We start from the raw sequence: 21,637 nt of genomic DNA, 5'->3' as shown, positions 1-21,637 counted from the left end.
GTCCTTAGAGAACTTCGGGAGCCAGGGACACGATCTTCATGAAGCGTTCCGTGCGCAGCTCGCGCGTCACGGGGCCGAAGATGCGGGTGCCGATCGGCTCCAGCTTTGCATTCAGCAACACAGCTGCGTTGCCATCGAACTTCACGAGCGAGCCATCGCCACGACGAATACCCTTCGCCGTACGAACGACCACAGCACTGTAAACCTCGCCCTTCTTGACGCGGCCACGCGGAGCTGCTTCCTTCACGCTCACCTTGATGATGTCGCCAACGCTTGCATAGCGACGCTTGGAACCGCCCAGCACCTTGATGCACAGGACAGACTTCGCGCCGGTATTGTCGGCAACGTCTAACCGAGATTCTGTTTGGATCATTTCAATATTCCCAACTTGCACCAGCGTTCGGAGCCCCGGAAACATCCAAGGCGGCCGACCTGCCAGTCAGTCTTGGGCCCGTCGTCCGCACCGCAAACCATTTGCGGCGCTTCCCGCTGGGCAGAAACCTCGCGCCTATAACGCGAAGCCCGTTAGTGTCGCAAAACAAATTGTGTGCGTCAAGCACTATTTACACGGGAACGGCTGCGTACTGCTGGGCCAGGTCCAGGAACGGCTGCAGTTGCGGGTCCCGCCCAGGCGCTTCCTCGCGCAGGATCGCCGCCACCCGAGGCGCCACGGAGGCCGCCCGCCGTGCATCCAGGAACAGGAGACGGCTGCGCCGCGCCAGCACGTCTTCCACCGTGCGTGCATATTCATGGCGGGTCGCAAAGCGCACCATGGCCTCGGTCAGCCCCTCCGAGAGCACGGCCTCGGCCCCCGGCAGGCTGGCCACCAGGGGCGCCTCCCCGCCGTACGAATGCAGCCCCTGGGGCGCATTCAGGCCCCGCCTGTTCTTGCCGGCATCGGCCCCGACCATGGGCAGCGACACGGTCACCCCTGCGGGCTTGTGCGGCAGCAGGTGGTCGTCCATACACTTTTGCAGCACGTCTTCCGCCATGGCCCGGTAGGTGGTCCACTTGCCGCCCGTTACCGTCACCAGCCCGCTGCGGCTGGTCATCACCGTGTGCTCCCGGCTGATGCTCTTGGTGTTGGCGCCGTCTTCGTCCTGCGGCTTGACGAGCGGGCGCAGTCCCACCCAGATGCTGCGCACATCGCTGGCCTGCGGCGCACGCCGCAGGTAGCGCGCCGACTCGCCCAGGATGAAGGCCACCTCCTCGCGCATGGCCCGGGGCTCGCGCGCTAGGTCTTCGCGCGGGCTGTCGGTGGTGCCCAGGATCAGCTTGCCCAGCCAGGGCACGGCGAACAGCACCCGCCCGTCGGCCGTCTTGGGCACCATCAGCGCATGGTCGGAGGGCAGGAACTCGCGGTCCACGACGATGTGCACGCCCTGGCTGGGCGCCACCATCGGCTGGACCCTCTGCCCGCACGCCTCACCGTCGCGCTGGCGCAGGCCGTCCACCCACACGCCCGTGGCGTTGACCACGCAGCGCGCGCGCACCTCATAGCGGCGCGCGGTCTCGGCGTCTTCGCAGACCAGCCCCGCCACCTTGCCGGCGTCGTACAGCAGATCGACCACCGGGCAATAGTTGAGTACCAGCGCGCCATGCAGGGCCGCCGTGCGCGCCAGCGCCAGTGCCAGGCGGGCGTCGTCGAACTGCCCGTCCCAGTACTTCACCCCACCCTTGAGACCGTCGGCCACGACCGTGGGCAGGCAGCGCAGGGTTTCCATGCGCCCCAGGAACTCCGTAGGGCCCAGCCCGGCCTTGCCGGCCAGTGCGTCATACATCTTCAGGCCCGCGCCGTAGAACGGGGTCTCCCAGAGCTTGTAGGACGGCATGACGAACGCCAGGGGCTGCGCCAGGTGCGGCGCGTTGCGCAGCAGCGTGGTGCGCTCGTGCAGCGCCTCGCGCACCAGCGCGATGTTGCCCTGGGCCAGATAGCGCACGCCGCCATGCACCAGCTTGGTGGCCCGCGACGAGGTGCCCTTGGCGAAATCATGCGACTCCAGCAGCACCACCGAGAAGCCGCGGGCCGCGGCGTCCAGCGCCACGCCCAGCCCGGTCGCCCCGCCGCCGATGACCGCCAGGTCATAGGTCACGGGGCGCGCCAGCCGCTCCAACAATTCGGCACGCTGGGTGGTCAAAGGAGTAGGTACATCGCCATTCATGGGGGCCGATTGTCCACGCTCCCGGCGCCCCTCGCCGCCTGGCCCACGATGTCCGAGGAGCCGACTCAGCGAACGCCGCGCCCGCCCGCCGGGGCCGCCGGCTGACGCCGCCCCCAACCTCCCCTATGCTTGCCCGCCATGACCTACCTGCTCGCACTTGACCAAGGCACCTCCAGCTCGCGCAGCATCGTGTTCGACGAACGCGGGCGCATCGCAGCCCAGGCGCAGCTCGAACTGCCACAGATCTACCCGCGCCCAGGCTGGGTGGAGCACGACCCGCTCGAGATCTGGCGCACCCAGCTGGCCACCGCGCGGGACGCGCTGCAGCGCGCCGGCATCCAGGCCAGCGACGTGCGCGCCCTGGGCATCACCAACCAGCGCGAGACCACGGTGCTATGGAACCGCCGCACGGGCCAGCCCGTGCACCACGCCATCGTCTGGCAGGACCGGCGCGCCGAGCCGGCCTGTGCGCAGCTGCGCGCGCAGGGCCATGCGGACGCCATCCAAGCCAAGACGGGCCTGCTGATCGACGCCTACTTCTCCGCCACCAAGCTGCAGTGGCTGCTCGACAACGTGCCCGGCGCGCGCGAGGCCGCCGACCGCGGCGAGCTGGCCTTCGGCACCGTGGACAGCTGGCTCATCTGGCAGCTCACGGCCGGGCAGCGCCACGTCACCGACGTGAGCAACGCCTCGCGCACCATGCTGTTCAACGTGCGCACCAACCAGTGGGACGAAGACCTGCTGGCGCTGCTGCGCATTCCGCGCTCGCTCATGCCCGAGGTGCTGCCCTCCAGCGGCGACTTCGGCCGCACCGACGCGGGCGTGCTGGGCGGCTCCATCGCCATCGGCGGCGTGGCGGGCGACCAGCAAAGCGCCCTCTTCGGCCAGGCCTGTTTCTCGGCCGGCATGGCCAAGAACACCTACGGCACGGGCTGCTTCATGCTCATGCACACGGGTGGCAGCTTTCAGACCAGCCACAACGGCCTGCTCACCACCAGCGCGGCGCAGACCGGCCGCACGCCCGCATACGCCATGGAAGGCAGCGTCTTCGTGGGCGGCGCCGTGGTGCAGTGGCTGCGCGACGGGCTGCGCGCCATCTCGGCCAGCTCCGAGGTGCAGTCGCTCGCCGAAAGCGTGCCCGACTCCGGCGGCGTGATGATGGTGCCCGCCTTCACCGGCCTGGGCGCGCCCTACTGGAAGCCCGACGCGCGCGGCACCATCACCGGCCTGACGCGCGGCACCACGCTGGCGCACATCGCGCGCGCCGCGCTCGAATCCATCGCCTACCAGAGCGCGGCCCTGCTCTCGGCCATGAGCCGCGACGCCGTGGCCGCCGGCGGCGCGCCCGTGAGCGAGCTGCGCGTGGACGGCGGCGCCTGCGTGAACGACCTGCTGATGCAGTTCCAGGCCGACCTGCTGGGCATTCCCGTGGTGCGCCCCGCCGTGGTGGAGACCACGGCCCTGGGCGCCGCCTACCTGGCGGGGCTGGCCAGCGGCGTGTACGCCGGCACGGCCGAGCTGTCGGCCCTGTGGCAGGCCGAACGCCGCTTCGTCCCCACCCTGCCCCGCAGCGAGGCCGAGGCGCTCATGGCGCGCTGGGAGCACGCCGTCGCGCAGACCGTGCTGCCGCCGCCGGCGCCTTGATCGCCACAAAAAAGATAGCTGCCAGCGATTGATGGACGGGCGTTTTCATGCAAAACACCATGAAAATGCCCACGCAACAAGCGCTAAGCGCTATGTTTTTGGGGTATTTCCGGCGGCGCACAATGCAGCCCACCGCTTTTTGCACACCATCGCATCCATGACAACCAGCGCATCTTCTCTTCCTGCCATCGCCTTCATCGGCGGCGGCAACATGGCCAGCGCCATCATCGGCGGCCTGCTGGGCCAGGGCCTGCCCGCCAGCCAGATCGAGGTGGTCGAACCCTTCGAGCCCGCGCGCGCCGCGCTGGCCGACAAGTTCGGCATCACTGCGCAGCCCGCCGCCACGGCCGCGCTGGCACGCGCCGGCCTGGTGGTCTGGGCCGTCAAGCCGCAGACCTTCAAGGACGCTGCCGCCGCCGCGCGCGCGCACACCGCCGCCGCCCTGCACCTGAGCGTGGCCGCCGGCATCCCCTCGGACAGCATCGCGCAGTGGCTGGGCACGCAGCAGATCGTGCGCGCCATGCCCAACACGCCCGCCCTGGTGGGCAAGGGCATCACCGGCCTGTTCGCGCGCCCGCAGGTCTCGGCCCAGGGCCAGGCGCTGGTGGAGCAGGTCATCGGCACCACCGGCCAGTGCGTCTGGGTGGACGCCGAGGACAAGCTCGACGCCGTCACGGCGCTGTCGGGCTCCGGCCCCGCCTACGTGTTCCTGTTCCTGGAGGCCATGACCCAGGCCGGCGTGGACATGGGCCTCACGCCCGCGCAGTCCTACCAGCTGGCCGTGGCCACCTTCCAGGGGGCGTCGGAGCTCGCCGCCCGATCGGACGAGGGCGCCGAGGTGCTGCGCCAGCGCGTGACCAGCAAGGGCGGCACCACCCATGCGGCCATCACCCACCTGCAAGGCAGCCAGGTGCCCGCGCATTTCATCGCCGCCATGCGCGCCGCCGAGGCGCGCGCCAAGGAGCTGGCGGCCGAGTTCGGCGCCTGAACGCCGCGGGGCCGGCGCCGCTCAGCGCAGCGCAAAGCCCAGCGCGACGCCGGCGAAGATGGCCGCACCGATCCAATGGCTGCGGCTGAAGGCCACGAAGCAGCCCTCCCGCGCGCGGTCCCTGATGAGCGTGTAGTGCCACGCCACCTGCGCCGCGGCGGCCCCCAGCCCCAGCCACAGCGGCCAGCCCAGCCCATAGGGCAGCAGCACCCAGAGCGTGAGCGCCAGGCACAGCACGAAAAACAGCATGATGGCCGCCACGTCGCAACGCCCCAGCGTGATGGCCGAGGTCTTCATGCCGATCTTCAGGTCGTCGTCGCGGTCCACCATGGCGTACTCGGTGTCATAGGCCAGCACCAGGAACAGGTTGGCCAGCCACAGCACCCAGGCCCCGGCCGGCACGCTGCCCGTCACCGCCGCGAAGGCGATGACGATGCCGAAGTTGAACGCAATGCCCAGGAACGCCTGCGGCATGGCGAAGAAGCGCTTGGTGAACGGGTAGAGGATGGTGAACAGCACGGCCGGCACCGACCAGGCCACCGCCTCCCAGCGCGTGGTGAGCACCAGCGCGAAGGCCGCCAGCGTGAGCACCAGGCCCACCATGGCGGCCTCCTTCACGCCGAGCTGCCCGCTGGTGATGGGGCGCTGCGTGGTGCGCTTCACATGGCGGTCGAAGTCGCGGTCGGCGATGTCGTTGATGGTGCAGCCGCTGCTCCGCATCAACACCGTGCCGGCCACGAACACTAGCAGCAGGTGCCAGCCCGGGAAGCCCTCCGCCGCCACCCACAGCGCCGCCAGCGTGGGCCACACCAGCACCAGCCAGCCCGCGGGGCGGTTCCAGCGGATCAGATCCAGATACAGGGAAAGACGGGAGCGCGGGGCGGCTGCAGACATGCGGAAGGGGTGAGAACGACGAAGGAACGGGCCGGCGCGGTGCGGCGCCCGTGTTTATACGCCATGCAAGCCCGCCCATCCCCGGCCCAGGGCCGCGCCGCGCAGAAAGGCCGCCACGGCCGCATCGCCGCCGTGGGCCGCCACCAGGGCGCCCGCCTGGGCCCAGTCGCGCTGGGCGCCCAGCCGCTCCTGCCACTGCTCGGCCGCGCCGCGCTGGCGGGCCAGGCGCGGCGGCAGCAGCGGCGCCAGCGCCGTACAGCCATAGCGCAGGCGCTTGGCCAGGATGCGGGCATGGTGCAGGCCCTCGTCGTCGCCCGCAGCCTCGAGCGCGGCCCCCAGGCGGCGCACCAGGCGCCGGATGCGCTCGCGCACCCAGGGCCGCGCGGGTGCGGCCGCCAGGGCGCTGCCGTTGCAGGCATCCACCCCGGGTGCCACCCGCGCCGCCAGCTCCCAGCCGTGCAGCCAGGCCTGCCAGGCCAGCAGGGCCGCGCCCACGGCGGGGCGCTGCAGCGCCGCGCGCACCTCGGCCCGGGCCTGCAGCGCCGCGGCATCGAGCGCGATCTGCGCCGCCTGCCAGGCCGCGGCCCGCCCGGCTTCGCCCCGCGCATGATGCGCGGCCAGCGCGGGCAAGGTCTGGGTGCGTGCCACGTCCAGGTCGCGCAAGCGGCCCAGGGGCTCCAGCAGCGGCGCCAGCGCGGCCGTGGCGGGCGCCGGGCGCTCGGTGCAGGCCGGGCCGAACAGGCGCACCAGGCTGCGCAGGCGGCGCCAGCCCACGCGGGCCTGGTGCACCACCTCGGGCTCGTCGGCGCCCTGCTGCAGCGCGAACAGGTTGGCGCAGAACTGGTGGTAGGCCTCGCCCAGCACACGCTGGGCCACCTGCGCCACCGTCATGCGGCGCTCCAGCGCCGGCGGGCATGCGGGCACGGCCCGGCTGGCGGGCGGTTGCAGCAGGGCGTAGCCCCGCGCCGCCTTGCTGGCCGCCAGCGGCAGCACGGCCACATGGCGGGCAATGCGCCGCGCCAGCGCCAGCAGCGCCTCGGGCGGGCCTTGCTGCAGTTCCAGTTCCAGCTCGCACAGCGGCGTGCTGCGGCTGTCGCCGAGGATGGCGCCGACATCCAGCGCCACCTCGATCACGGCGCCGCCGCGCACGCGCAGCAGCCAGCGCGTGCGTTCGAAATCGGTGGTGAAGCAGGGCCTCAGGGCCGCGCCCCAGCGCCCCTGCGGGTCCATGCCGGGCCAGGGCGTGTCGCCCAGCCGCTGCAGCTCCAGCGCCGGGCCGGCGACGGGCATCTCCCATTCGCCGCGCTGGCTCAGGGCCGAGGTGGCGTCGCCCGCCGTCTTGAGCGTCTGCACCCAGCGGGCCTGGGCGCCGTCGCCCTCGCGGCGCAGGCGCAGGGCCACGCGCTGGCGCAGCAGGTCCAGCGCGGGCGTGTCGTGGTAGATGCTGTGCAGGCGCTCGCGCGTGGGCGTGGTGCGCGCCAGTGCCGGCACGCGCTCCAGCCGCGCCGCCAGCGTGGCGGCGTCCAGCGCGGGCAGTGCCAGCTTGAGTTCGGTCTCGGTGGCCGGCATGGGTCTGGCGGCGTGGTCGCGCCGGCGGCCGCTCAGTCTTCGAGCAGCGAACGCAGCATCCAGGCCGTCTGCTCATGCACCGTGAGGCGCTGGGTCAGCAGGTCGGCCGTGGGCTCGTCGCTGGCCTTGTCGGCCAGCGGGAACAGCTCGCGCGCGGTGCGGGCCACGGCCTCGTGGCCTTCGACCAGGATGCGCACCATCTCCAGCGCCTTGGGCGGGGTCTCGGGCACATCGGCCAGGCTGGTGAGCTTGCCGAACTGGGCGTACGAGCCCGGCGCGACATGGCCCAGGGAGCGGATGCGCTCGGCCACAGGGTCCACGGCGTTCCACAGCTCGGTGTACTGCGCCATGAACATGGTGTGCAGCGTGTTGAACATGGGGCCCGTCACGTTCCAGTGGAAGTTGTGGGTCGTCAGGTACAGCGTGTAGGTGTCCGCCAGCAGGCGCGACAGGCCCTGGGCGATGGCGGCGCGGTCCTTGTCGCTGATGCCGATGTTGATGCGCGGCGCGGCGCTCTTGGCGCTGGCGGATTTGCTGCTGGGCTTGGCCATGGTGCGTCCTTTCTGGGTGGATGGCAGAGTGCGAAATGACTGCAGGGACTGTACCCGCTGCGGCACGCCGCAGCGCCGTGCTGGGTCAAGACAGGCGCGTGACGCCCTGCAGCTCGCAGGCGTAGACCGCGTTGCGCAGCGCGGCGATGGCCTCGTAGCGCGTGAAGCTGCGCCGCCAGGCCAGCACCACGCGGCGCATGGGCGGGGCGCTGCCGTCGTCCTCCTGGATCGGCAGGTAGCGGATATGGGTGTCGTCGCTCTTGCGCCGGCGCGCGCCCGTGTGCAGCGCATCGCGCGGCACCGACAGGCGCGGCACCAGCGTCACGCCCATGCCGGCCGACACCATGTGCTTGATGGTCTCCAGCGACGAGCCCTCGAAGGTGCGGCGTATGCCCTCGGCATTGCTCGCGTAGCGCGCGAACTCGGGGCAGACCTCCAGCACATGGTCGCGAAAGCAGTGGCCCGCGCCGAGCAGCAGCATGGTCTCGTTCTTGAGCTCCGAGGCCGAGACCGACTTGCGCTCGGCCAGCGGGTGGTTGGACGGCACGGCCGCCATGAAGGGCTCGTCGTACAGCGGGGCGATCGCCAGGCCGGTGTCGGGAAAGGGCTCGGCCATGATGGCGCAGTCGATCTCGCCGGTGCGCAGCATCTCCAGCAGCTTGATGGTGAAGTTCTCCTGCAGCATCAGCGGCATCTGCGGCGTGCGCGCGATGGCGTGGCGCACCAGCTCGGGCAGCAGGTAGGGGCCCACGGTGTAGATCACGCCCAGCGTGAGCGCGCCGGCCAGCGGGTCCTTGCCGCGCTTGGCGATCTCCTTGATGGCCGAGGCCTGCTCCAGCACGCTCTGCGCCTGGCGCACGATCTCCTCGCCCAGCGGCGTGACCGACACATCGCCCGCGCTGCGCTCGAAGAGCTTGACCTCCAGCTCGTCCTCGAGCTTCTTCACCGCCACCGACAGGGTGGGCTGCGAGACGTAGCAGGCCTCGGCGGCACGGCCAAAATGTTTTTCACGCGCAACGGCGACGATGTATTTGAGTTCGGTAAGAGTCATGGCGGGTCCGGCCGTCTGGGCCGGCCATTGTGCAATGGCGCGCCGCACCGTGCGGCCCGTCGGTGCGGGTTCATGCTTTCAGGTAGTCCGATTTTCCGCCAAGCCAGCGCTGGATATGCCGCTCGGCCAGCGCCGGGTGGCGGTCGAGCATCTGCGGCGCGGCCTCGCGCGCCCATTCCAGCAGCACCGTGTCGGTGGCCAGGTCGGCGAAGCGCAGCAGCGCGTCGCCCGACTGGCGCGCGCCCAGGAACTCGCCGGGGCCGCGGATCTCCAGGTCGCGTCGCGCGATCTCGAAGCCGTCGGTGGTCTCGGCCATGGCCTTGAGGCGGTCGCGCGCCGTCTCGCCCAGGCGGCCGCTGTCGCCCGTGGAGTACAGCAGCACGCAGGCCGAGGCCGCCGCGCCGCGCCCCACGCGCCCGCGCAGCTGGTGCAGCTGCGACAGGCCGAAGCGCTCGGCATGCTCGATGACCATCAGCGAGGCGTTGGGCACGTCCACCCCCACCTCGATGACGGTGGTGGAGACCAGCACGCCCATGCGACCGCTCTTGAATTCCTCCATCACCGCCTTCTTCTCGGCGGACGGCATGCGCGAGTGCAGCAGGCCCACGGTCACGCCGGGCAGGGCCTCGCTCAGCTCCATGTGCGTGGCCGTGGCGTTGGACAGGTCCAGCGCCTCGCTCTCCTCGATCAGCGGGCACACCCAGTACACCTGCCGGCCCGCGGCCACCTGGGCGCCGATGCGCTCGACCACCTGGTCCTTGCGGCTGTCAGCGATGAGCTTGGTGACGATGGGCGTGCGCCCCGGCGGCAGCTCGTCGATGGTGGACACGTCCAGGTCGGCGTAGTAGCTCATGGCCAGCGTGCGCGGGATGGGCGTGGCGCTCATCATCAGCATGTGCGGCTCCAGCCCCAGGTGCTGCAGCTTCTGGCGCAGCGCCAGCCGCTGGGCCACGCCGAAGCGGTGCTGCTCGTCGATCACGGCCAGCGCCAGGTTCTTGAAGCGCACCTGCTCCTGGATCACCGCATGCGTGCCCACGACCAGGGCCGCCTCGCCGCTTTCGATGTCCGCCAGCATCTCGGTGCGCTGCTTCTTCTTTTGCCCGCCCACCAGCCACGCCACGCGCCGCCCGCGCGCGGCCAGCAGCGGCTCCAGCCAGCCGATGAGCTTGGCGAAATGCTGCTCGGCCAGGATTTCGGTGGGCGCCATCAGCGCGCACTGCCAGCCCGCGTCCATGCACACGGTGGCGGCCAGCGCGGCCACCACGGTCTTGCCCGATCCCACGTCGCCCTGCAGCAGGCGGTGCATGGGCACGGCCCGCGCCAGGTCGCGCGCGATCTCCTCGCCCACACGGCGCTGCGCGGCCGTCAGGCTGAAGGGCAGCACGGCCAGCAGCTGCTCGTGCAGCGCCAGCGCGCCGGCGGCGGCCTGCGGGCGCAGCTGCGGGGCGCGCAGCCGGTCGCGCTCGCGCTTGGCCGTGAGCTGCGACAGCTGCTGCGCCAGCAGCTCCTCGGCCTTCAGGCGCTGCCAGGCCGGGTGGCTGTGGTCTTCCAGCGTGGCCAGCGCCACGTCGGGCGCGGGGTGGTGCAAAAACAGGAGCGCCTCGCGCAGATTCCACGGGCGCTGCAGGCCTATTTGCCTATCAAACCGTGACGCCGGGGCCAGCGGCGGCTCCAGCCCCGGCGGCAGGGTCTCGGGCAGGTCCACGCGCGTGAGCGCGCTGGCGACGGCGCGGCGCAGGTAGGCCTGGGGCAACTGCGCCACCGTGGGATAGACGGGCGTGAGCGCCGCGGGCAGCGCGCCCTCGGCCTTGCGAAAGGCCGGGTGCAGCATCTGCCGGCCCCAAAAGCCGCCCTTGACCTCGCCGCGCACGCGCAGCCGCGCGCCCACGGCCATGGTCTTCTGGTGCGAGGGGTAGAAGCTGAAGAAGCGCAGCTCGCAGCTGCCGGTGTCGTCCTCCACCGTCACCACGAGCTGGCGGCGCGGGCGCGCCTGGATCTCGCTGGCCGTCACCGTGACCTCGATCTGCACGGTATCGCCCTCGCGCGCGTTGCGCAGGGGCGTGATGCGTGTCTCGTCCTCGTAGCGCAACGGCAGGTGCAGGGCCAGGTCGATGTCGCGCGTGAGCCCCAGCTTGTGCAGGGCCTTCTGGGCCGGACTGGGAGTGGCGGAGCGCGGTGCCGGTGGCGTGGCGGACATGCAGGGGCGAGAGCGGGAAGGAGTTGGGAAACGGGCGGCGGAAAGGCTATCACGCCGGCGCGGGGTACGGCGCCTGGCGGACGCACGCAGCGGCGCAATTTGCGAGAATCGCCGGCTTGTTTTGCCCGTCCTTGGAACGGGCCCGTCCGGCCCTCCCGCTTCCCATGCCCGCCCCCCGCGCCTTCACCCTCAGCGACTTCGACTTCGAGCTGCCCGAGCTACTCATCGCCCAGCACCCCGCCCCCGAACGCAGCGGCTCGCGCCTGCTCGACGGGCGCGCCAGCCCGCCCACCGACCGCATCTTCCGCGAGCTGCCCGGCCTGCTGCGGGCCGGCGACCTGCTGGTGTTCAACGACACCAAGGTGGTCAAGGCCCGCGTCTTCGGCGAAAAGGCCAGCGGCGGCAAGCTGGAGCTCTTGATCGAGCGCGTGCTCACCGGCAACGAGGTCGTGGCCCACATGAAGGTCAGCAAGAAGCCCCTGCCCGGCGCCACCATCCACATGGCCGGCGGCGCCGCCCGCGGCGGCTTCGACGCCACGCTGCTGGCGCGCTGGCCCGATGCCGACGGCCCGCTGTTTCGCTTCGCGCTGCGCGGCCCGGCGGGCGAGACGCCCTGGGAGCTGATGGAGCGCCACGGGCACCTGCCGCTGCCGCCCTACATCGAGCGCCAGCAAAACGCCGCGCACGACCCCGACGAGGCCGAGGACAGCGAGCGCTACCAGACCGTGTTCGCGCGCGCCCCCGGCGCGGTGGCCGCGCCCACGGCGGCGCTGCACTTCGACGACGCCCTGCTCGCCCAGCTGGCGCAGCAGGGCGTGGAGCGCGCCAGCGTCACGCTGCACGTGGGCGCCGGCACCTTCCAGCCCGTGAAGACCGAGAACCTGGCCGAGCACCAGATGCACAGCGAGTGGTACGACATTCCGCTGGCCACGCTGGCCGCGCTGGAGCGCTGCCGCCAGCGCGGCGGCCGCGTGGTGGCCGTGGGCACGACCACGGTGCGCACGCTGGAATCCTGGGCGCGCGGCGGCCAGACCACGGGCGACACCCGCATCTTCATCACGCCGGGCTTCCAGTTCCAGGTGGTGGACATGCTGGTCACCAACTTCCACCTGCCCAAGAGCACGCTGATGATGCTGGTGAGCGCCTTCGCGGGCTACGAGCATGTCATGCAGCTGTACCGCCATGCCGTGGACCAGCGCTACCGCTTCTTCAGCTACGGCGACTCCATGCTGCTGGAGCGAAAAGATGGGCAAACACCCCCCTGAGGCACCGTGGGCCTTCCCCCGCGCTCGCTGCGCTGCGCGCTGCGGGCGGGGGGGCGCCGCCGGCTTCATGCAACGCGCGGTGAACCACTGAGATGACCGCCCCCGCGAGCCGCCAGCGCTCGGCCCTGGCCGGCATCGCCCTCACCGTGGGGGCCTGCGCGGCCTTTGCGCTGCTGGACACGGCCACCAAGCTGGTGAGCGCCACCACCCCGCTGCTGCTGGCGCTGTGGCTGCGCTATGTGTTCCAGTCGCTGGCCACCTCGGCCTACGTGCTGCCGCGCGCGGGCTGGCGCCTGCCGCCCACCGCCCATCCGCGCTTTCAGATGCTGCGCGCGGCGCTGTTCGCCGCCACCAGCCTGTTCGGCATCTTCAGCATCCGCGCCATGCCGCTGCCCGAGTTCACCGCCATCGTGGCGGCCACGCCGCTGTGCGTGACCCTGGTGGCCGCGCTGTGGCTGCGCCAGCCGGTGAGCGCGCTGCGCTGGCTGCTGGTGGCCACGGGGCTGGCCAGCGTGCTGCTCATCCTGCGCCCGGGCGCGGGCGGCAGCGCCAGCTGGGCCCTCGTGCTGCCGCTGTGCATGCTGGCCTGCGGCACCGGCTACCAGATCCTCAGCAGCAAGATGGCCGGGCAGGAAGAGCCCGCCACCACGCAGTTCTATACCAGCTGGATCGCCACGGGCCTGATGAGCCTGGCGGCGCCCTTCGCGTGGACCGCCATCAGCGACCCCTGGGTGTGGCTGGGCCTGGTGGTCATGGGGCTGTCGAGTGCGCTGGGCCATCTGCTGCTGCTCAGGGCCTATGCGCGCACCACGCCGGCCACCATCGCGCCCTTTCTCTACAGCCAGATCGCCTTCGCCATGCTGGCCGGCTGGGCGGTGTACGGCCACATGCCCGACCGCTGGTCGCTGCTGGGCATCGCGCTGATCGCGCTCAGCGGCGCGGCCAGCACCTGGCTCACGGTGCGCGAGTCGCGGTAATCAGGGACGGCGCCGGGCCGTCAGTACCCGTGCTGCTCGCGGAATGCCCGCGCCTGCCCGAAATGCCCGTTGCCGATGAACGGCACCGGCGGACGCAGCGCCGACAGCGGCGAGGGGTGGTTGGAGGTGAGCACCAGGTGCCCCCGGTCCTGCGGGATGAGCGCGCGCTTGGACTGGGCGTGGCTGCCCCAGAGCATGAAGACCACGGGGCGATCGCCCTCGGCCACATGGCGGATCACGGCGTCGGTGAGCAGCTCCCAGCCCTTGCCGGAATGGCTGGCGGCCTGGCCCTCCTCCACCGTCAGGCAGGTGTTGAGCAGCAGCACGCCACCCTTGGCCCATTTCACGAGGCTGCCGCCGGGATCGGGAAAGGGCGGGAACGGCACGCCCAGGTCGCGCTGCATTTCCTTGAAGATGTTCTGCAGCGACGGCGGCAGGCGCACGCCGGGCGCCACAGAAAACGCCAGCCCCTCGGCCTGGCCGCGGCCGTGGTACGGGTCCTGCCCCAGGATGACCACCCGCGTGTCCTCGGGCGGCGTGAGCTGCAGCGCGCGCAGCGGCTGCGGCGGGAAGATGGCGGCGCCCGCCTCCAGGCGCGAGCGCAGAAAGGCCAGCAGCGCCTGGCCGCGCTCGCTGGCGAAGAAGCCGTCCACCAGCGGCTGCCAGCCCGGCGCCACGGGCCAGTCGGCCGGGTGGGCGCTGTGCAACTGCGTGGCGGTGGTGGCAGCAGCAGGAGAAACAGCGGGCGAGGGGGAATTCATGATCAATTCAGTCTCCAGCGCCCGTCCATCAAGCGCAAACAGCTATTATTTTAATAGCGAATCCATGCCGTCGTCCACCCGGTTGCGCCCGGCGCCCTTGGCGCGGTACAGGTTGGCGTCGGCGCGGGCCAGTAGCGCCTCTGGCGTGGTGTCGCCGTCGGGCACCTGGCAGGCCACGCCGGCGCTGACGGTGACCACGCTGGCCACGCGCGAGCCCTGGTGCGCGATGCCCTTCTCCTGCACCGCACGGCACAGGGCCTGGGCCTTGGCGCGGGCGCCGTCCAGGTCGCATTCGGGCATCAGGCAGACGAACTCCTCGCCGCCGTAGCGGGCCACGAGGTCGTGCGAGCGGCCAAACCCCTTGCGCAGGACGGCGGCCACGGTGCGCAGGCATTCGTCGCCCTGCTGGTGGCCATACAGGTCGTTGAACTGCTTGAAATGGTCAATGTCGAGCATCACCAGCGCCAGCGGGCGGCCGCTGCGGCGGCAGCGCCGCCACTCGGCCTGCAGCGCCTGGTCGAACTTGCGCCGGTTGGCCAGGCCGGTCAGGCCGTCCACATAGGCCAGCTTGCGCAGCAGCTCGCTTTGCGCCTGCTGCTCGGTGCGGTCCACGAAGGTGGCCATGAAATGGTCGCCGAACGACAGGCCGCCGATGACGATGGTGCGCAGCGTGCCGTCTTGCGCGGTGACGCGGTATTCCCGATCCGGCAGGTATCCGCCGCTGCCCGCCGCCTGCGCCCGCGCCGCGTTCCAGGCCTGCATCACCTTGGCGCGGTAGACGGGTTCGGGGTAGGCCTTGAGCCACCACTGCTCCAGCGTGGTCACGTCGGCCTCCGGGTAGCCGAACAGCTCCTGGAAGCGCCGGTTGCGAAAGTAGATGGCGCCGGTGGCATTGATCATGCACAGGCCGACGGGCATTTCCTGCATCAGGTGCCGGAGCAGGCGCTCCGTCTCCTGCAGTTGCAGGGACTGCTGCTTGGCCTGCGTCACATCGTGGATGTAGCCGTGCCAGAGCACCGCGCCCGAGGCGTCCCGCCGGGGCCGGGCCTGGCCGCTGAGCCAGCGCTCGCCGCGGCCGGGCAGGATCACGCGGTAATCGGCGCGCCACAGGTCGAGCGCCACCGCGGACTGCTGGATGCTCTCGCTCACCCGCTCCAGGTCGTCGGGATGGATGCGCCCGAACACCCGCGCGGCGTCCTGCCGCAGCTCCTCGGGCGCGAAGCCGTAGACATCCCGTGCGCCATGGCTGGCGTAGGGGAAGCGGCTGCTGCCGTCGCCGTCCAGCTGGTACTGGTACAGCATGCCGGGGACGTTCTCGGTCAGGCGGTCGAGCGTTTCCTGGTGCTGGCGCTGCGCGGTGACGTCCGTGTGGGTGCCGATCAGGCGCAGCGGGCGCCCGTTGGCATCGCGCTCCAGGGTCTGGCCGCGGTCCTGGATCCACTTGTAGCTGCCGTCCTTGCAGCGCACGCGGTGCACGTTCTCGTAGGACGGCGTCTCGCCATCGAAGTGGCGCCGCAGGTCGGCCTGCACGCGCTCGCGGTCGTCGGGGTGCAGCCGGCCCTCCCATTCGTCCAGGCCATCGCCGATCTCGTCCTCGGCATAGCCCAGCATGGACTTCCAGACAGGGGAAAAGTACACCTTGCCGCTGGCCACGTCCCAGTCCCACACGCCCTGGCGCGTGGCCTCCAGCACCGCGCGCCAGCGCGCCTGCAGCTCGGCGGACTGCTCGGCCAGTTCGGCCTCGCGCTGCCAGGTCTGGCGCCTGCGCCGCTGCGACACATGCAGCAGGGACACCGCGACCAGCACCAGCAGCGCATACCCCGCGCCCGCCGTCCACGCCAGGGTGCGCCAGCCCGCGAAGACGCTGTGCCAGTCCCGCCCCGCGGCGGCCACCAGGGGCTTGTCCATGTGCAGCTGCTCCGGCTGGATGGTCTGTATGGCCATCAGGCGCAGCGCCCCGCCGCCCGGCTCGATCGGCCCCAGCAGCACGCTGGCCTGCTGCCCGCTGTCGCGGTGCCGCGTGAACAGCGTGCCCGGCTGCGCCATGTTCTTGCCCGCAGGCCCCTCGCTCTCGGGCACCATGAGAAAGCGCAGCCCGCCGCCATGGGCCAGCGCGGTCAGCATGTCGGGGGCGTAGCGCACCGATTCGAGCAGGGTGCGGAACTCCTGCGGGTCCAGCGTGGCCACCACCACGCCGCCGAAGCCGCCGTCCGGCCCCGGCACGCGGCGCGCCAGCACCAGGGCCCACACGCCCAGCGCCGTGCTGAACGGCGGGCTCACGACCAGGGTGTCGGCCGACGCTGCGCTGCGGGCGGCCAGGAAATAGTCGCGGTGGCCGAAGTTGTCCCCCAGGAGCGCGTGGCGGCTGGAGGCGATCACCGTGCCCTGGGCGTCGAGCACGGTCAGCGTGCGCACGCCGATCATGGCCTCGCTGAAGGCACGCAGGCGCTCGTTGAGCCGCTCCAGGCCCTCGCCCCTGGAGCATGACTGCGGCTGGTCCTCGCCCAGGCTGGCGAGCGCGCGGTTCACCACGGTGAGCTGGCGGCCCAGGTTGTCGTGGATGGTGCGCACCTGGAGCGCCAACCGCTGGCGCTCGGACCTGTCGATGGCGGCATGCTCCACCCCGAGCAACGCAGCCAGCAGCACGCCGACGGTGATCCCGAAGGCCGCCAGCCACCACCACTCCCTGCGAAACCGTTCCACGGGCGGATGCAAACTTCCCACCAAAGCCCCTCTATCGCCAAACTGCGCCCGGCGGAGCTCCTTTCCCTGCCGCACCGCGGTCATAGAAAACCGCTATCGGCCCACCGTGTAACAAGTGTAAACAATCTTCCGCAAATCTGTCTTGCGGCAGGCGCCTGTCGCTTCAGGCAAACAGCTGGGCCAGCGCCCGGCCCGGGTCCTTGGCGCGCATGAAGGCCTCGCCCACCAGGAAGGCGTTCACGCCCGCGTCGCGCATGGTCTGCACGTCCTGCGGGCCGAGGATGCCGGATTCGGTCACCAGCAGGCGGTCGGCCGGCACCTCCTTCTTCAGCGCCAGCGTGGTCTGCAGGCTGACCTCGAAGGTGCGCAGGTTGCGGTTGTTGATGCCCACGAGCGACGTCTTGAGCCGCAGGGCGCGCTCCAGCTCGGCGCCGTCGTGCACCTCCACCAGCACGGCCATGTCCAGGCTGCGGGCGATCTGCTCCATCTCGGCCATCAGGCCGTCATCCAGGCAGGCGGCGATCAGGAGCACGCAGTCCGCGCCCATCGAGCGCGACTCGTAGATCTGGTAGGGGTCGACCATGAAGTCCTTGCGCAGCACGGGCAGCGGGCAGCTGGCGCGCGCCTGCTTCAGGTAGTCGGGCTGGCCCTGGAAGAACTGGCGGTCGGTCAGCACCGACAGACAGGCGGCACTGACCTTGCCGTCGCCCTCGGCGTAGCTTTGCGCGATGTCGGCGGGGATGAAGTTCTCGCGGATCACGCCCTTGCTCGGGCTGGCCTTCTTGATCTCGGCGATCACGCCAGCCTGGCCGGCCGCGATCTTGGCGCGCAGCGCGCCCACGAAGTCGCGCGTGAGCACGCGGCTTTCGGCGTCGCGGCGCATGTCGGCGAAGGGCATGCGCTTTTGCGCGGCGGCCACTTCCTCGACCTTCACGTCGCAGATTTTTTTCAGGATGTCGGACACGGCAGGGTTCCTTGGGCGGGGTCGGGGGTCAATGTTGCGAGGGCCGGTCCACCGGCGGGGCATCGGGCGGCGGCGTGCGCACCACCTTCATGATGATGCGGTGCATCACGATGCCCACGACGATGAACAGCAGCGACACGCCCAGCACGATCCACGTGCCGGGGTCATTCCAGATGGGGGCGTCGAGCAGGCTCATGGCGCGGCGGCTCAGGCCGTGAGCCGCTGCGTGTAGGCCACCAGCTGCTGCAGCTTGGCCAGGGCCGCGCCGCTGGCCAGGGCCTGCTGCGCGCGCCGCAGGCCGTCCTCCAGCGAATCGGCCACGTTGGCCGCGTACAGCGCGGCGCCGGCGTTCAGGCAGACGATATCGCGCGCCGGGCCCTCGTCGCCCTGCAGCACGCCCAGCAGCATGGCTTTGGATTCTTCGGGATTCTCTACCTTCAGCGCGCGCGTGCCGGCCATGCGCAGGCCGAAGTCCTCGGGGTGGACCTCGTATTCGCGCACCACGCCGTCCTTGAGTTCGCCCACCAGGGTACCGGCGCCCAGGCTGATCTCGTCCAGGCCATCGCGGCCATAGACCACCAGCGCATGCTCGGCGCCCAGGCGCTGCAGCGCGCGCACCTGGATGCCGACCAGGTCCTCGTGGAACACGCCCATCAGGATGTTGGGCGCGCCGGCCGGGTTTGTGAGGGGGCCCAGGATGTTGAAGAGGGTGCGCACGCCCAGTTCCTTGCGCACCGGGGCCACGTTCTTCATGGCCGGGTGGTGGTTGGGCGCGAACATGAAGCCGATGCCCACGTCGCGGATGCAGTCGGCGATTTGCTCGGGCGCGAGGTTGATGTTCACGCCCAGCGCCTCCATGGCGTCGGCGCTGCCGCTCTTGCTGCTGACGCTGCGCCCGCCGTGCTTGCTGACCTTGCCGCCGGCCGCGGCGATCACGAAGGTGGCGCAGGTGGAGATGTTGAAGGTGTTGGCGCCGTCGCCGCCGGTGCCGACGATGTCCACCAGGTGCGTGCGGTCGTGCACGTTCACCTTGTTCGAGAACTCGCGCATCACCTCGGCGGCGGCGGAGATCTCGCCAATGGTTTCCTTCTTCACGCGCAGGCCGGTGACGATGGCCGCCGTCATCACGGGCGAAAGCTCGCCGCGCATGATCATGCGCATCAGGTGCAGCATCTCGTCATGGAAGATTTCGCGGTGCTCGATGGTGCGTTGCAGCGCTTCCTGGGGGGTGATCTTGCTCGGGGTGCTCATGGTGTCCGTTTCGCTATCAATCGGAGAGCTATTCGCGCTTGCCACAAGGGAAATTCAGCATCAAAAGACCCTGAAACGCCCCACTGACAAGCGCAAGGCGCTACACAATTTGCAGCCGCCTCAGCGGGACTGCTCCAGGAAGTTCTTCAGCATCGCGTGGCCGTGTTCGGTCAGGATGCTCTCGGGGTGGAACTGCACGCCCTCGATGGCCAGCTCCTTGTGGCGCACGCCCATGATCTCGCCGTCCTCGGTCCAGGCCGTGATTTCCAGCACCTCGGGGCAGCTCGCGCGCTCGATGGCCAGCGAGTGGTAGCGGTTCACCGTGAACTGCCGGGGCAGGCCCGCGAACACGCCCTGCTGCGTGGTGGTGATGACGCTGGTCTTGCCGTGCATCAGCTCCTGGGCGCGCACGATGGTGCCGCCGAAGGCCGCGCCGATGCTCTGGTGCCCCAGGCACACGCCCAGGATCGGCAGCTTGCCGGCAAAGTGCCGTATGGCCGGCACCGAGATGCCGGCCTCGGTCGGCGAGCAGGGCCCGGGCGAGATCACCAGCCGGTCGGGCGCGCGGGCGGCAATGCCTTCGAGCGTGATCTCGTCGTTGCGGAACACCTCGACCTCGGCGCCGAGTTCGCCGAAGTACTGGACGATGTTGTAGGTGAAGCTGTCGTAGTTGTCGACCATCAAGAGCTTGGTCATGGCGTGGACTCCTGCGGTTTCTGGCCGGCGGCGACCAGGCGGTCGAACTCGCGGTGTTCGTAGGCGATGTACGCCTCCATCATGCTGCGGTAGATGGCCTCGATCACGTCGGGCTCGCCGCCCTCGGCCGCGGCGCGGGCGCGCACGCGCTCGACGATGTATTCGATGCGGGCCTCGTCGCGCACCTGCGATTGCAGCGGCTTGTTGCGGGCCGCCTGCGTCATGTAGCCGCCGCGCTCCACCAGCAGCGGCACCAGGATGTCGTCCAGCGCGTCGATGTGCGCCCGCACCTCGGCCATGCTGGCGCAGTGCTGTGTCTTGTCGATTGCTCGGGTCATCATTCGAGTCCTTCTTCCACCAGCTCGGCGGCGCGCAGCAGCGCGCGCGCCTTGTGCTCGGTTTCCTTCCATTCCAGCTCGGGCACCGAATCGGCCACCACGCCGGCCGCGGCCTGCACGTACAGCATGCCGTCCTTCACGATGCCGGTGCGGATGGCGATCGCCACGTCCATGTCGCCCGCGTAGCTCAGGTAGCCGCAGGCGCCGCCGTACAGGCCGCGCTTGGTGGGCTCCAGCCGGTCGATCAGCTCCATCGCATGCACCTTGGGCGCGCCCGTGAGCGTGCCGGCCGGGAAGGCGGCCTTGAGCACGTCCATGCTGGTCATGCCGTCGTTCAGCAGGCCTTCCACGTTGCTCACGATGTGCATCACGTGGCTGTAGCGCTCGATGGCGAAGGCCTCGGTCACCTTCACCGAGCCGGTCTTGGCGATGCGGCCGATGTCGTTGCGCGCCAGGTCGATCAGCATCACATGCTCGGCGCGCTCCTTCGGGTCGTTGACCAGCTCGTGTTCGGTGGCCTTGTCGGCCTCGGGCGTGGCGCCGCGCGGGCGCGTGCCGGCCAGCGGGCGGATGGTGATCTTCTGGCCCTCGGGCGTGCTCTCCTGGCGCACCAGGATCTCGGGGCTGGCGCCCACCACATGGAAGTCGCCGAAGTGGTAGTAGTACATGTAGGGCGACGGGTTCAGCGAACGCAGCGCGCGGTACAGCGACAGCGGCGACTCGGTGTAGCGCTTGTGGATGCGCTGGCCCACCTGCACCTGCATGAAGTCGCCGGCGGCGATGAGCTCCTTGGCCTGCTCCACGGCCGCCAGGTAGTCGGCCTTGGCGAAGCTGCGCTGCGCGGGATGCTGCTCGCTGGCGCGCACCACGGGCGCGCTCACCGAGTACTTGAGCTGCTCCTTGAGCTCGCGCAGGCGCTTCTTGCCCCGGGAATACGCCTCGGGTTCGCCCGGGTTGGCGTAGACGATGAGGTACAGCTTGCCCGAGAGGTTGTCGATGACGGCCAGCTCCTCGCACTGCAGCAGCAGGATGTCGGGGCAGCCCAGCGTGTCGGGCGGGCAGCTGTGCTCCAGCTTCTTTTCGATGTAGCGCACCGCGTCGTAGCCGAAGTAGCCCGCCAGGCCGCCGCAAAAGCGCGGCAGCCCCGGGCGCAGCGCCACCTTGAAGCGCTTTTGGTAGTCGGCGATGAAGTCCAGCGGATTGCCGGCGGCGGTCTCCACCACCTGGCCGTCGGTCACCACCTCGGTCCTGGCCGCGTCGCCGAAGCCGCTGGCGCGCAGCAGCGTGCGCGCCGGCAGGCCGATGAAGCTGTAGCGCCCGAAGCGCTCGCCGCCGACGACCGACTCCAGCAAGAAGCTGTGCTTGCCGTCGCCCTTGCCGTGGGCCAGCTTGAGGTAGAGGGACAGGGGGGTTTCCAGGTCCGCGAAGGCTTCCGCGATCAGCGGGATGCGGTTGTAGCCTTCCAGGGCCAGGCTTTTGAATTCCAGTTCAGTGATCACGAGGAGAGTTCCCAGCTCGTGCGGCGTGCAATGCGCGTGTGCGCTGGCGCCGCGGGTTCATTCGGTTTGTCGGCCCCACGCAGAGCGCAGAACGGGGCCACGGGCGCACGCTGGGATGTGCCCCAGG

The 21,637-nt window shown here is 70.6% G+C and carries 19 protein-coding genes; 4 read left to right on the top strand and 15 right to left on the bottom strand.

Annotated elements, in window-relative coordinates; all coding sequences use genetic code 11:
- Positions 1–4: 4 nt before the first annotated feature.
- Both rplN and BP68_RS04945 read right to left on the bottom strand, forming a co-directional pair.
- Positions 5–373 carry a 50S ribosomal protein L14 gene (gene rplN, locus BP68_RS04950; protein ID WP_496369506.1) on the bottom strand — a complete coding sequence of 123 codons (369 nt, stop codon included), beginning with the start codon at positions 371–373 and terminating at the stop codon, positions 5–7.
- Positions 374–563: 190 nt separating this feature from the next.
- Positions 564–2,162 (bottom strand): glycerol-3-phosphate dehydrogenase/oxidase, encoded by a 1,599-nt coding sequence (locus BP68_RS04945; protein ID WP_496369505.1) that lies wholly within the window; start codon positions 2,160–2,162, stop codon positions 564–566.
- Positions 2,163–2,300: 138 nt separating this feature from the next.
- On the opposite strand from BP68_RS04945, the gene glpK reads away from it, so the two are divergent.
- Both glpK and proC read left to right on the top strand, forming a co-directional pair.
- On the top strand, positions 2,301–3,806 hold the full coding sequence (glpK, locus tag BP68_RS04940) for a glycerol kinase GlpK (RefSeq protein WP_496369504.1): 1,506 nt from the start codon (positions 2,301–2,303) through the stop codon (positions 3,804–3,806).
- A gap of 157 nt (positions 3,807–3,963) precedes the next feature.
- The gene (gene proC / locus BP68_RS04935) at positions 3,964–4,794 is read left to right on the top strand and encodes a pyrroline-5-carboxylate reductase (protein WP_496369503.1); all 831 of its coding nucleotides are present in this window, start codon (positions 3,964–3,966) and stop codon (positions 4,792–4,794) included.
- Between the two features lie 21 nt (positions 4,795–4,815).
- Here proC and ubiA read toward each other — a convergent pair whose 3' ends face one another.
- The 5 genes from ubiA to recG form a co-directional block, all read right to left on the bottom strand.
- Positions 4,816–5,688, bottom strand: coding sequence for a 4-hydroxybenzoate octaprenyltransferase (gene ubiA / locus BP68_RS04930; protein ID WP_496369502.1), 873 nt, complete (start codon positions 5,686–5,688; stop codon positions 4,816–4,818).
- 54 nt (positions 5,689–5,742) lie between these two features.
- The gene (locus BP68_RS04925) at positions 5,743–7,257 is read right to left on the bottom strand and encodes a CYTH and CHAD domain-containing protein (RefSeq protein ID WP_496369501.1); all 1,515 of its coding nucleotides are present in this window, start codon (positions 7,255–7,257) and stop codon (positions 5,743–5,745) included.
- Between the two features lie 32 nt (positions 7,258–7,289).
- A complete protein-coding gene (locus tag BP68_RS04920; protein ID WP_496369500.1) occupies positions 7,290–7,808 on the bottom strand; it encodes a Dps family protein in 519 nt (172 codons plus the stop codon).
- 85 nt (positions 7,809–7,893) lie between these two features.
- Complete coding sequence (locus BP68_RS04915) at positions 7,894–8,859, bottom strand: LysR substrate-binding domain-containing protein (RefSeq protein WP_496369499.1); 966 nt, start codon at positions 8,857–8,859, stop codon at positions 7,894–7,896.
- 70 nt (positions 8,860–8,929) lie between these two features.
- Entirely contained in the window at positions 8,930–11,056 is a 2,127-nt protein-coding gene (gene recG, locus BP68_RS04910) for an ATP-dependent DNA helicase RecG (protein ID WP_496369498.1), read from the bottom strand.
- Between the two features lie 164 nt (positions 11,057–11,220).
- On the opposite strand from recG, the gene queA reads away from it, so the two are divergent.
- Both queA and BP68_RS04900 read left to right on the top strand, forming a co-directional pair.
- On the top strand, positions 11,221–12,321 hold the full coding sequence (gene queA / locus BP68_RS04905; RefSeq protein WP_496369497.1) for a tRNA preQ1(34) S-adenosylmethionine ribosyltransferase-isomerase QueA: 1,101 nt from the start codon (positions 11,221–11,223) through the stop codon (positions 12,319–12,321).
- A 92-nt stretch (positions 12,322–12,413) separates the two neighbouring features.
- Positions 12,414–13,298: a DMT family transporter gene (locus BP68_RS04900; RefSeq protein WP_496369496.1), complete on the top strand. Its 885-nt coding sequence runs from the start codon at positions 12,414–12,416 to the stop codon at positions 13,296–13,298.
- Between the two features lie 20 nt (positions 13,299–13,318).
- Here the strand turns inward: BP68_RS04900 and BP68_RS04895 are convergent, their stop codons facing one another.
- The 8 genes from BP68_RS04895 to trpE all read right to left on the bottom strand — a co-directional run bounded on the left by BP68_RS04895 (position 13,319) and on the right by trpE (position 21,510).
- Complete coding sequence (locus BP68_RS04895; protein WP_496369495.1) at positions 13,319–14,059, bottom strand: uracil-DNA glycosylase; 741 nt, start codon at positions 14,057–14,059, stop codon at positions 13,319–13,321.
- A gap of 45 nt (positions 14,060–14,104) precedes the next feature.
- The gene (locus BP68_RS04890; RefSeq protein ID WP_496369494.1) at positions 14,105–16,762 is read right to left on the bottom strand and encodes a diguanylate cyclase; all 2,658 of its coding nucleotides are present in this window, start codon (positions 16,760–16,762) and stop codon (positions 14,105–14,107) included.
- A 163-nt stretch (positions 16,763–16,925) separates the two neighbouring features.
- Entirely contained in the window at positions 16,926–17,726 is an 801-nt protein-coding gene (gene trpC, locus BP68_RS04885) for an indole-3-glycerol phosphate synthase TrpC (RefSeq protein ID WP_496369493.1), read from the bottom strand.
- A gap of 28 nt (positions 17,727–17,754) precedes the next feature.
- Positions 17,755–17,922, bottom strand: a complete 168-nt coding sequence (locus BP68_RS04880; RefSeq protein WP_496369492.1) for a hypothetical protein — start codon at positions 17,920–17,922, stop codon at positions 17,755–17,757.
- Positions 17,923–17,933: 11 nt separating this feature from the next.
- A complete protein-coding gene (gene trpD / locus BP68_RS04875) occupies positions 17,934–18,977 on the bottom strand; it encodes an anthranilate phosphoribosyltransferase (RefSeq protein ID WP_496369491.1) in 1,044 nt (347 codons plus the stop codon).
- A 120-nt stretch (positions 18,978–19,097) separates the two neighbouring features.
- Positions 19,098–19,673: an aminodeoxychorismate/anthranilate synthase component II gene (locus tag BP68_RS04870; RefSeq protein WP_496369490.1), complete on the bottom strand. Its 576-nt coding sequence runs from the start codon at positions 19,671–19,673 to the stop codon at positions 19,098–19,100.
- Positions 19,670–20,011 carry a chorismate mutase gene (locus BP68_RS04865; RefSeq protein WP_496369716.1) on the bottom strand — a complete coding sequence of 114 codons (342 nt, stop codon included), beginning with the start codon at positions 20,009–20,011 and terminating at the stop codon, positions 19,670–19,672. The genes BP68_RS04870 and BP68_RS04865 overlap by 4 nt, the downstream gene beginning before the upstream one ends.
- Positions 20,011–21,510: an anthranilate synthase component I gene (trpE, locus tag BP68_RS04860; RefSeq protein ID WP_496369489.1), complete on the bottom strand. Its 1,500-nt coding sequence runs from the start codon at positions 21,508–21,510 to the stop codon at positions 20,011–20,013. The genes BP68_RS04865 and trpE overlap by 1 nt, the downstream gene beginning before the upstream one ends.
- Between the last annotated feature and the right edge of the window lie 127 nt (positions 21,511–21,637).

Source organism: Diaphorobacter oryzae DSM 22780, assembly GCF_059568935.1.
This window is presented reverse-complemented; position numbering and strand designations above follow the sequence as displayed.

Bases quoted from the DNA above. Each gene is read 5' to 3' on its own strand.
- BP68_RS04945 (WP_496369505.1), bottom strand. From the start codon at position 2,162: ATGAATGGCGATGTACCTACTCCTTTGACCACCCAGCGTGCCGAATTG.
- BP68_RS04915 (WP_496369499.1), bottom strand. From the start codon at position 8,859: ATGACTCTTACCGAACTCAAATACATCGTCGCCGTTGCGCGTGAAAAA.
- recG (WP_496369498.1), bottom strand. From the start codon at position 11,056: ATGTCCGCCACGCCACCGGCACCGCGCTCCGCCACTCCCAGTCCGGCC.
- ubiA (WP_496369502.1), bottom strand. From the start codon at position 5,688: ATGTCTGCAGCCGCCCCGCGCTCCCGTCTTTCCCTGTATCTGGATCTG.
- BP68_RS04880 (WP_496369492.1), bottom strand. From the start codon at position 17,922: ATGAGCCTGCTCGACGCCCCCATCTGGAATGACCCCGGCACGTGGATC.
- proC (WP_496369503.1), top strand. From the start codon at position 3,964: ATGACAACCAGCGCATCTTCTCTTCCTGCCATCGCCTTCATCGGCGGC.
- BP68_RS04925 (WP_496369501.1), bottom strand. From the start codon at position 7,257: ATGCCGGCCACCGAGACCGAACTCAAGCTGGCACTGCCCGCGCTGGAC.
- glpK (WP_496369504.1), top strand. From the start codon at position 2,301: ATGACCTACCTGCTCGCACTTGACCAAGGCACCTCCAGCTCGCGCAGC.
- BP68_RS04900 (WP_496369496.1), top strand. From the start codon at position 12,414: ATGACCGCCCCCGCGAGCCGCCAGCGCTCGGCCCTGGCCGGCATCGCC.
- queA (WP_496369497.1), top strand. From the start codon at position 11,221: ATGCCCGCCCCCCGCGCCTTCACCCTCAGCGACTTCGACTTCGAGCTG.
- BP68_RS04895 (WP_496369495.1), bottom strand. From the start codon at position 14,059: ATGAATTCCCCCTCGCCCGCTGTTTCTCCTGCTGCTGCCACCACCGCC.
- BP68_RS04920 (WP_496369500.1), bottom strand. From the start codon at position 7,808: ATGGCCAAGCCCAGCAGCAAATCCGCCAGCGCCAAGAGCGCCGCGCCG.
- BP68_RS04865 (WP_496369716.1), bottom strand. From the start codon at position 20,011: ATGACCCGAGCAATCGACAAGACACAGCACTGCGCCAGCATGGCCGAG.
- rplN (WP_496369506.1), bottom strand. From the start codon at position 373: ATGATCCAAACAGAATCTCGGTTAGACGTTGCCGACAATACCGGCGCG.
- trpD (WP_496369491.1), bottom strand. From the start codon at position 18,977: ATGAGCACCCCGAGCAAGATCACCCCCCAGGAAGCGCTGCAACGCACC.
- BP68_RS04870 (WP_496369490.1), bottom strand. From the start codon at position 19,673: ATGACCAAGCTCTTGATGGTCGACAACTACGACAGCTTCACCTACAAC.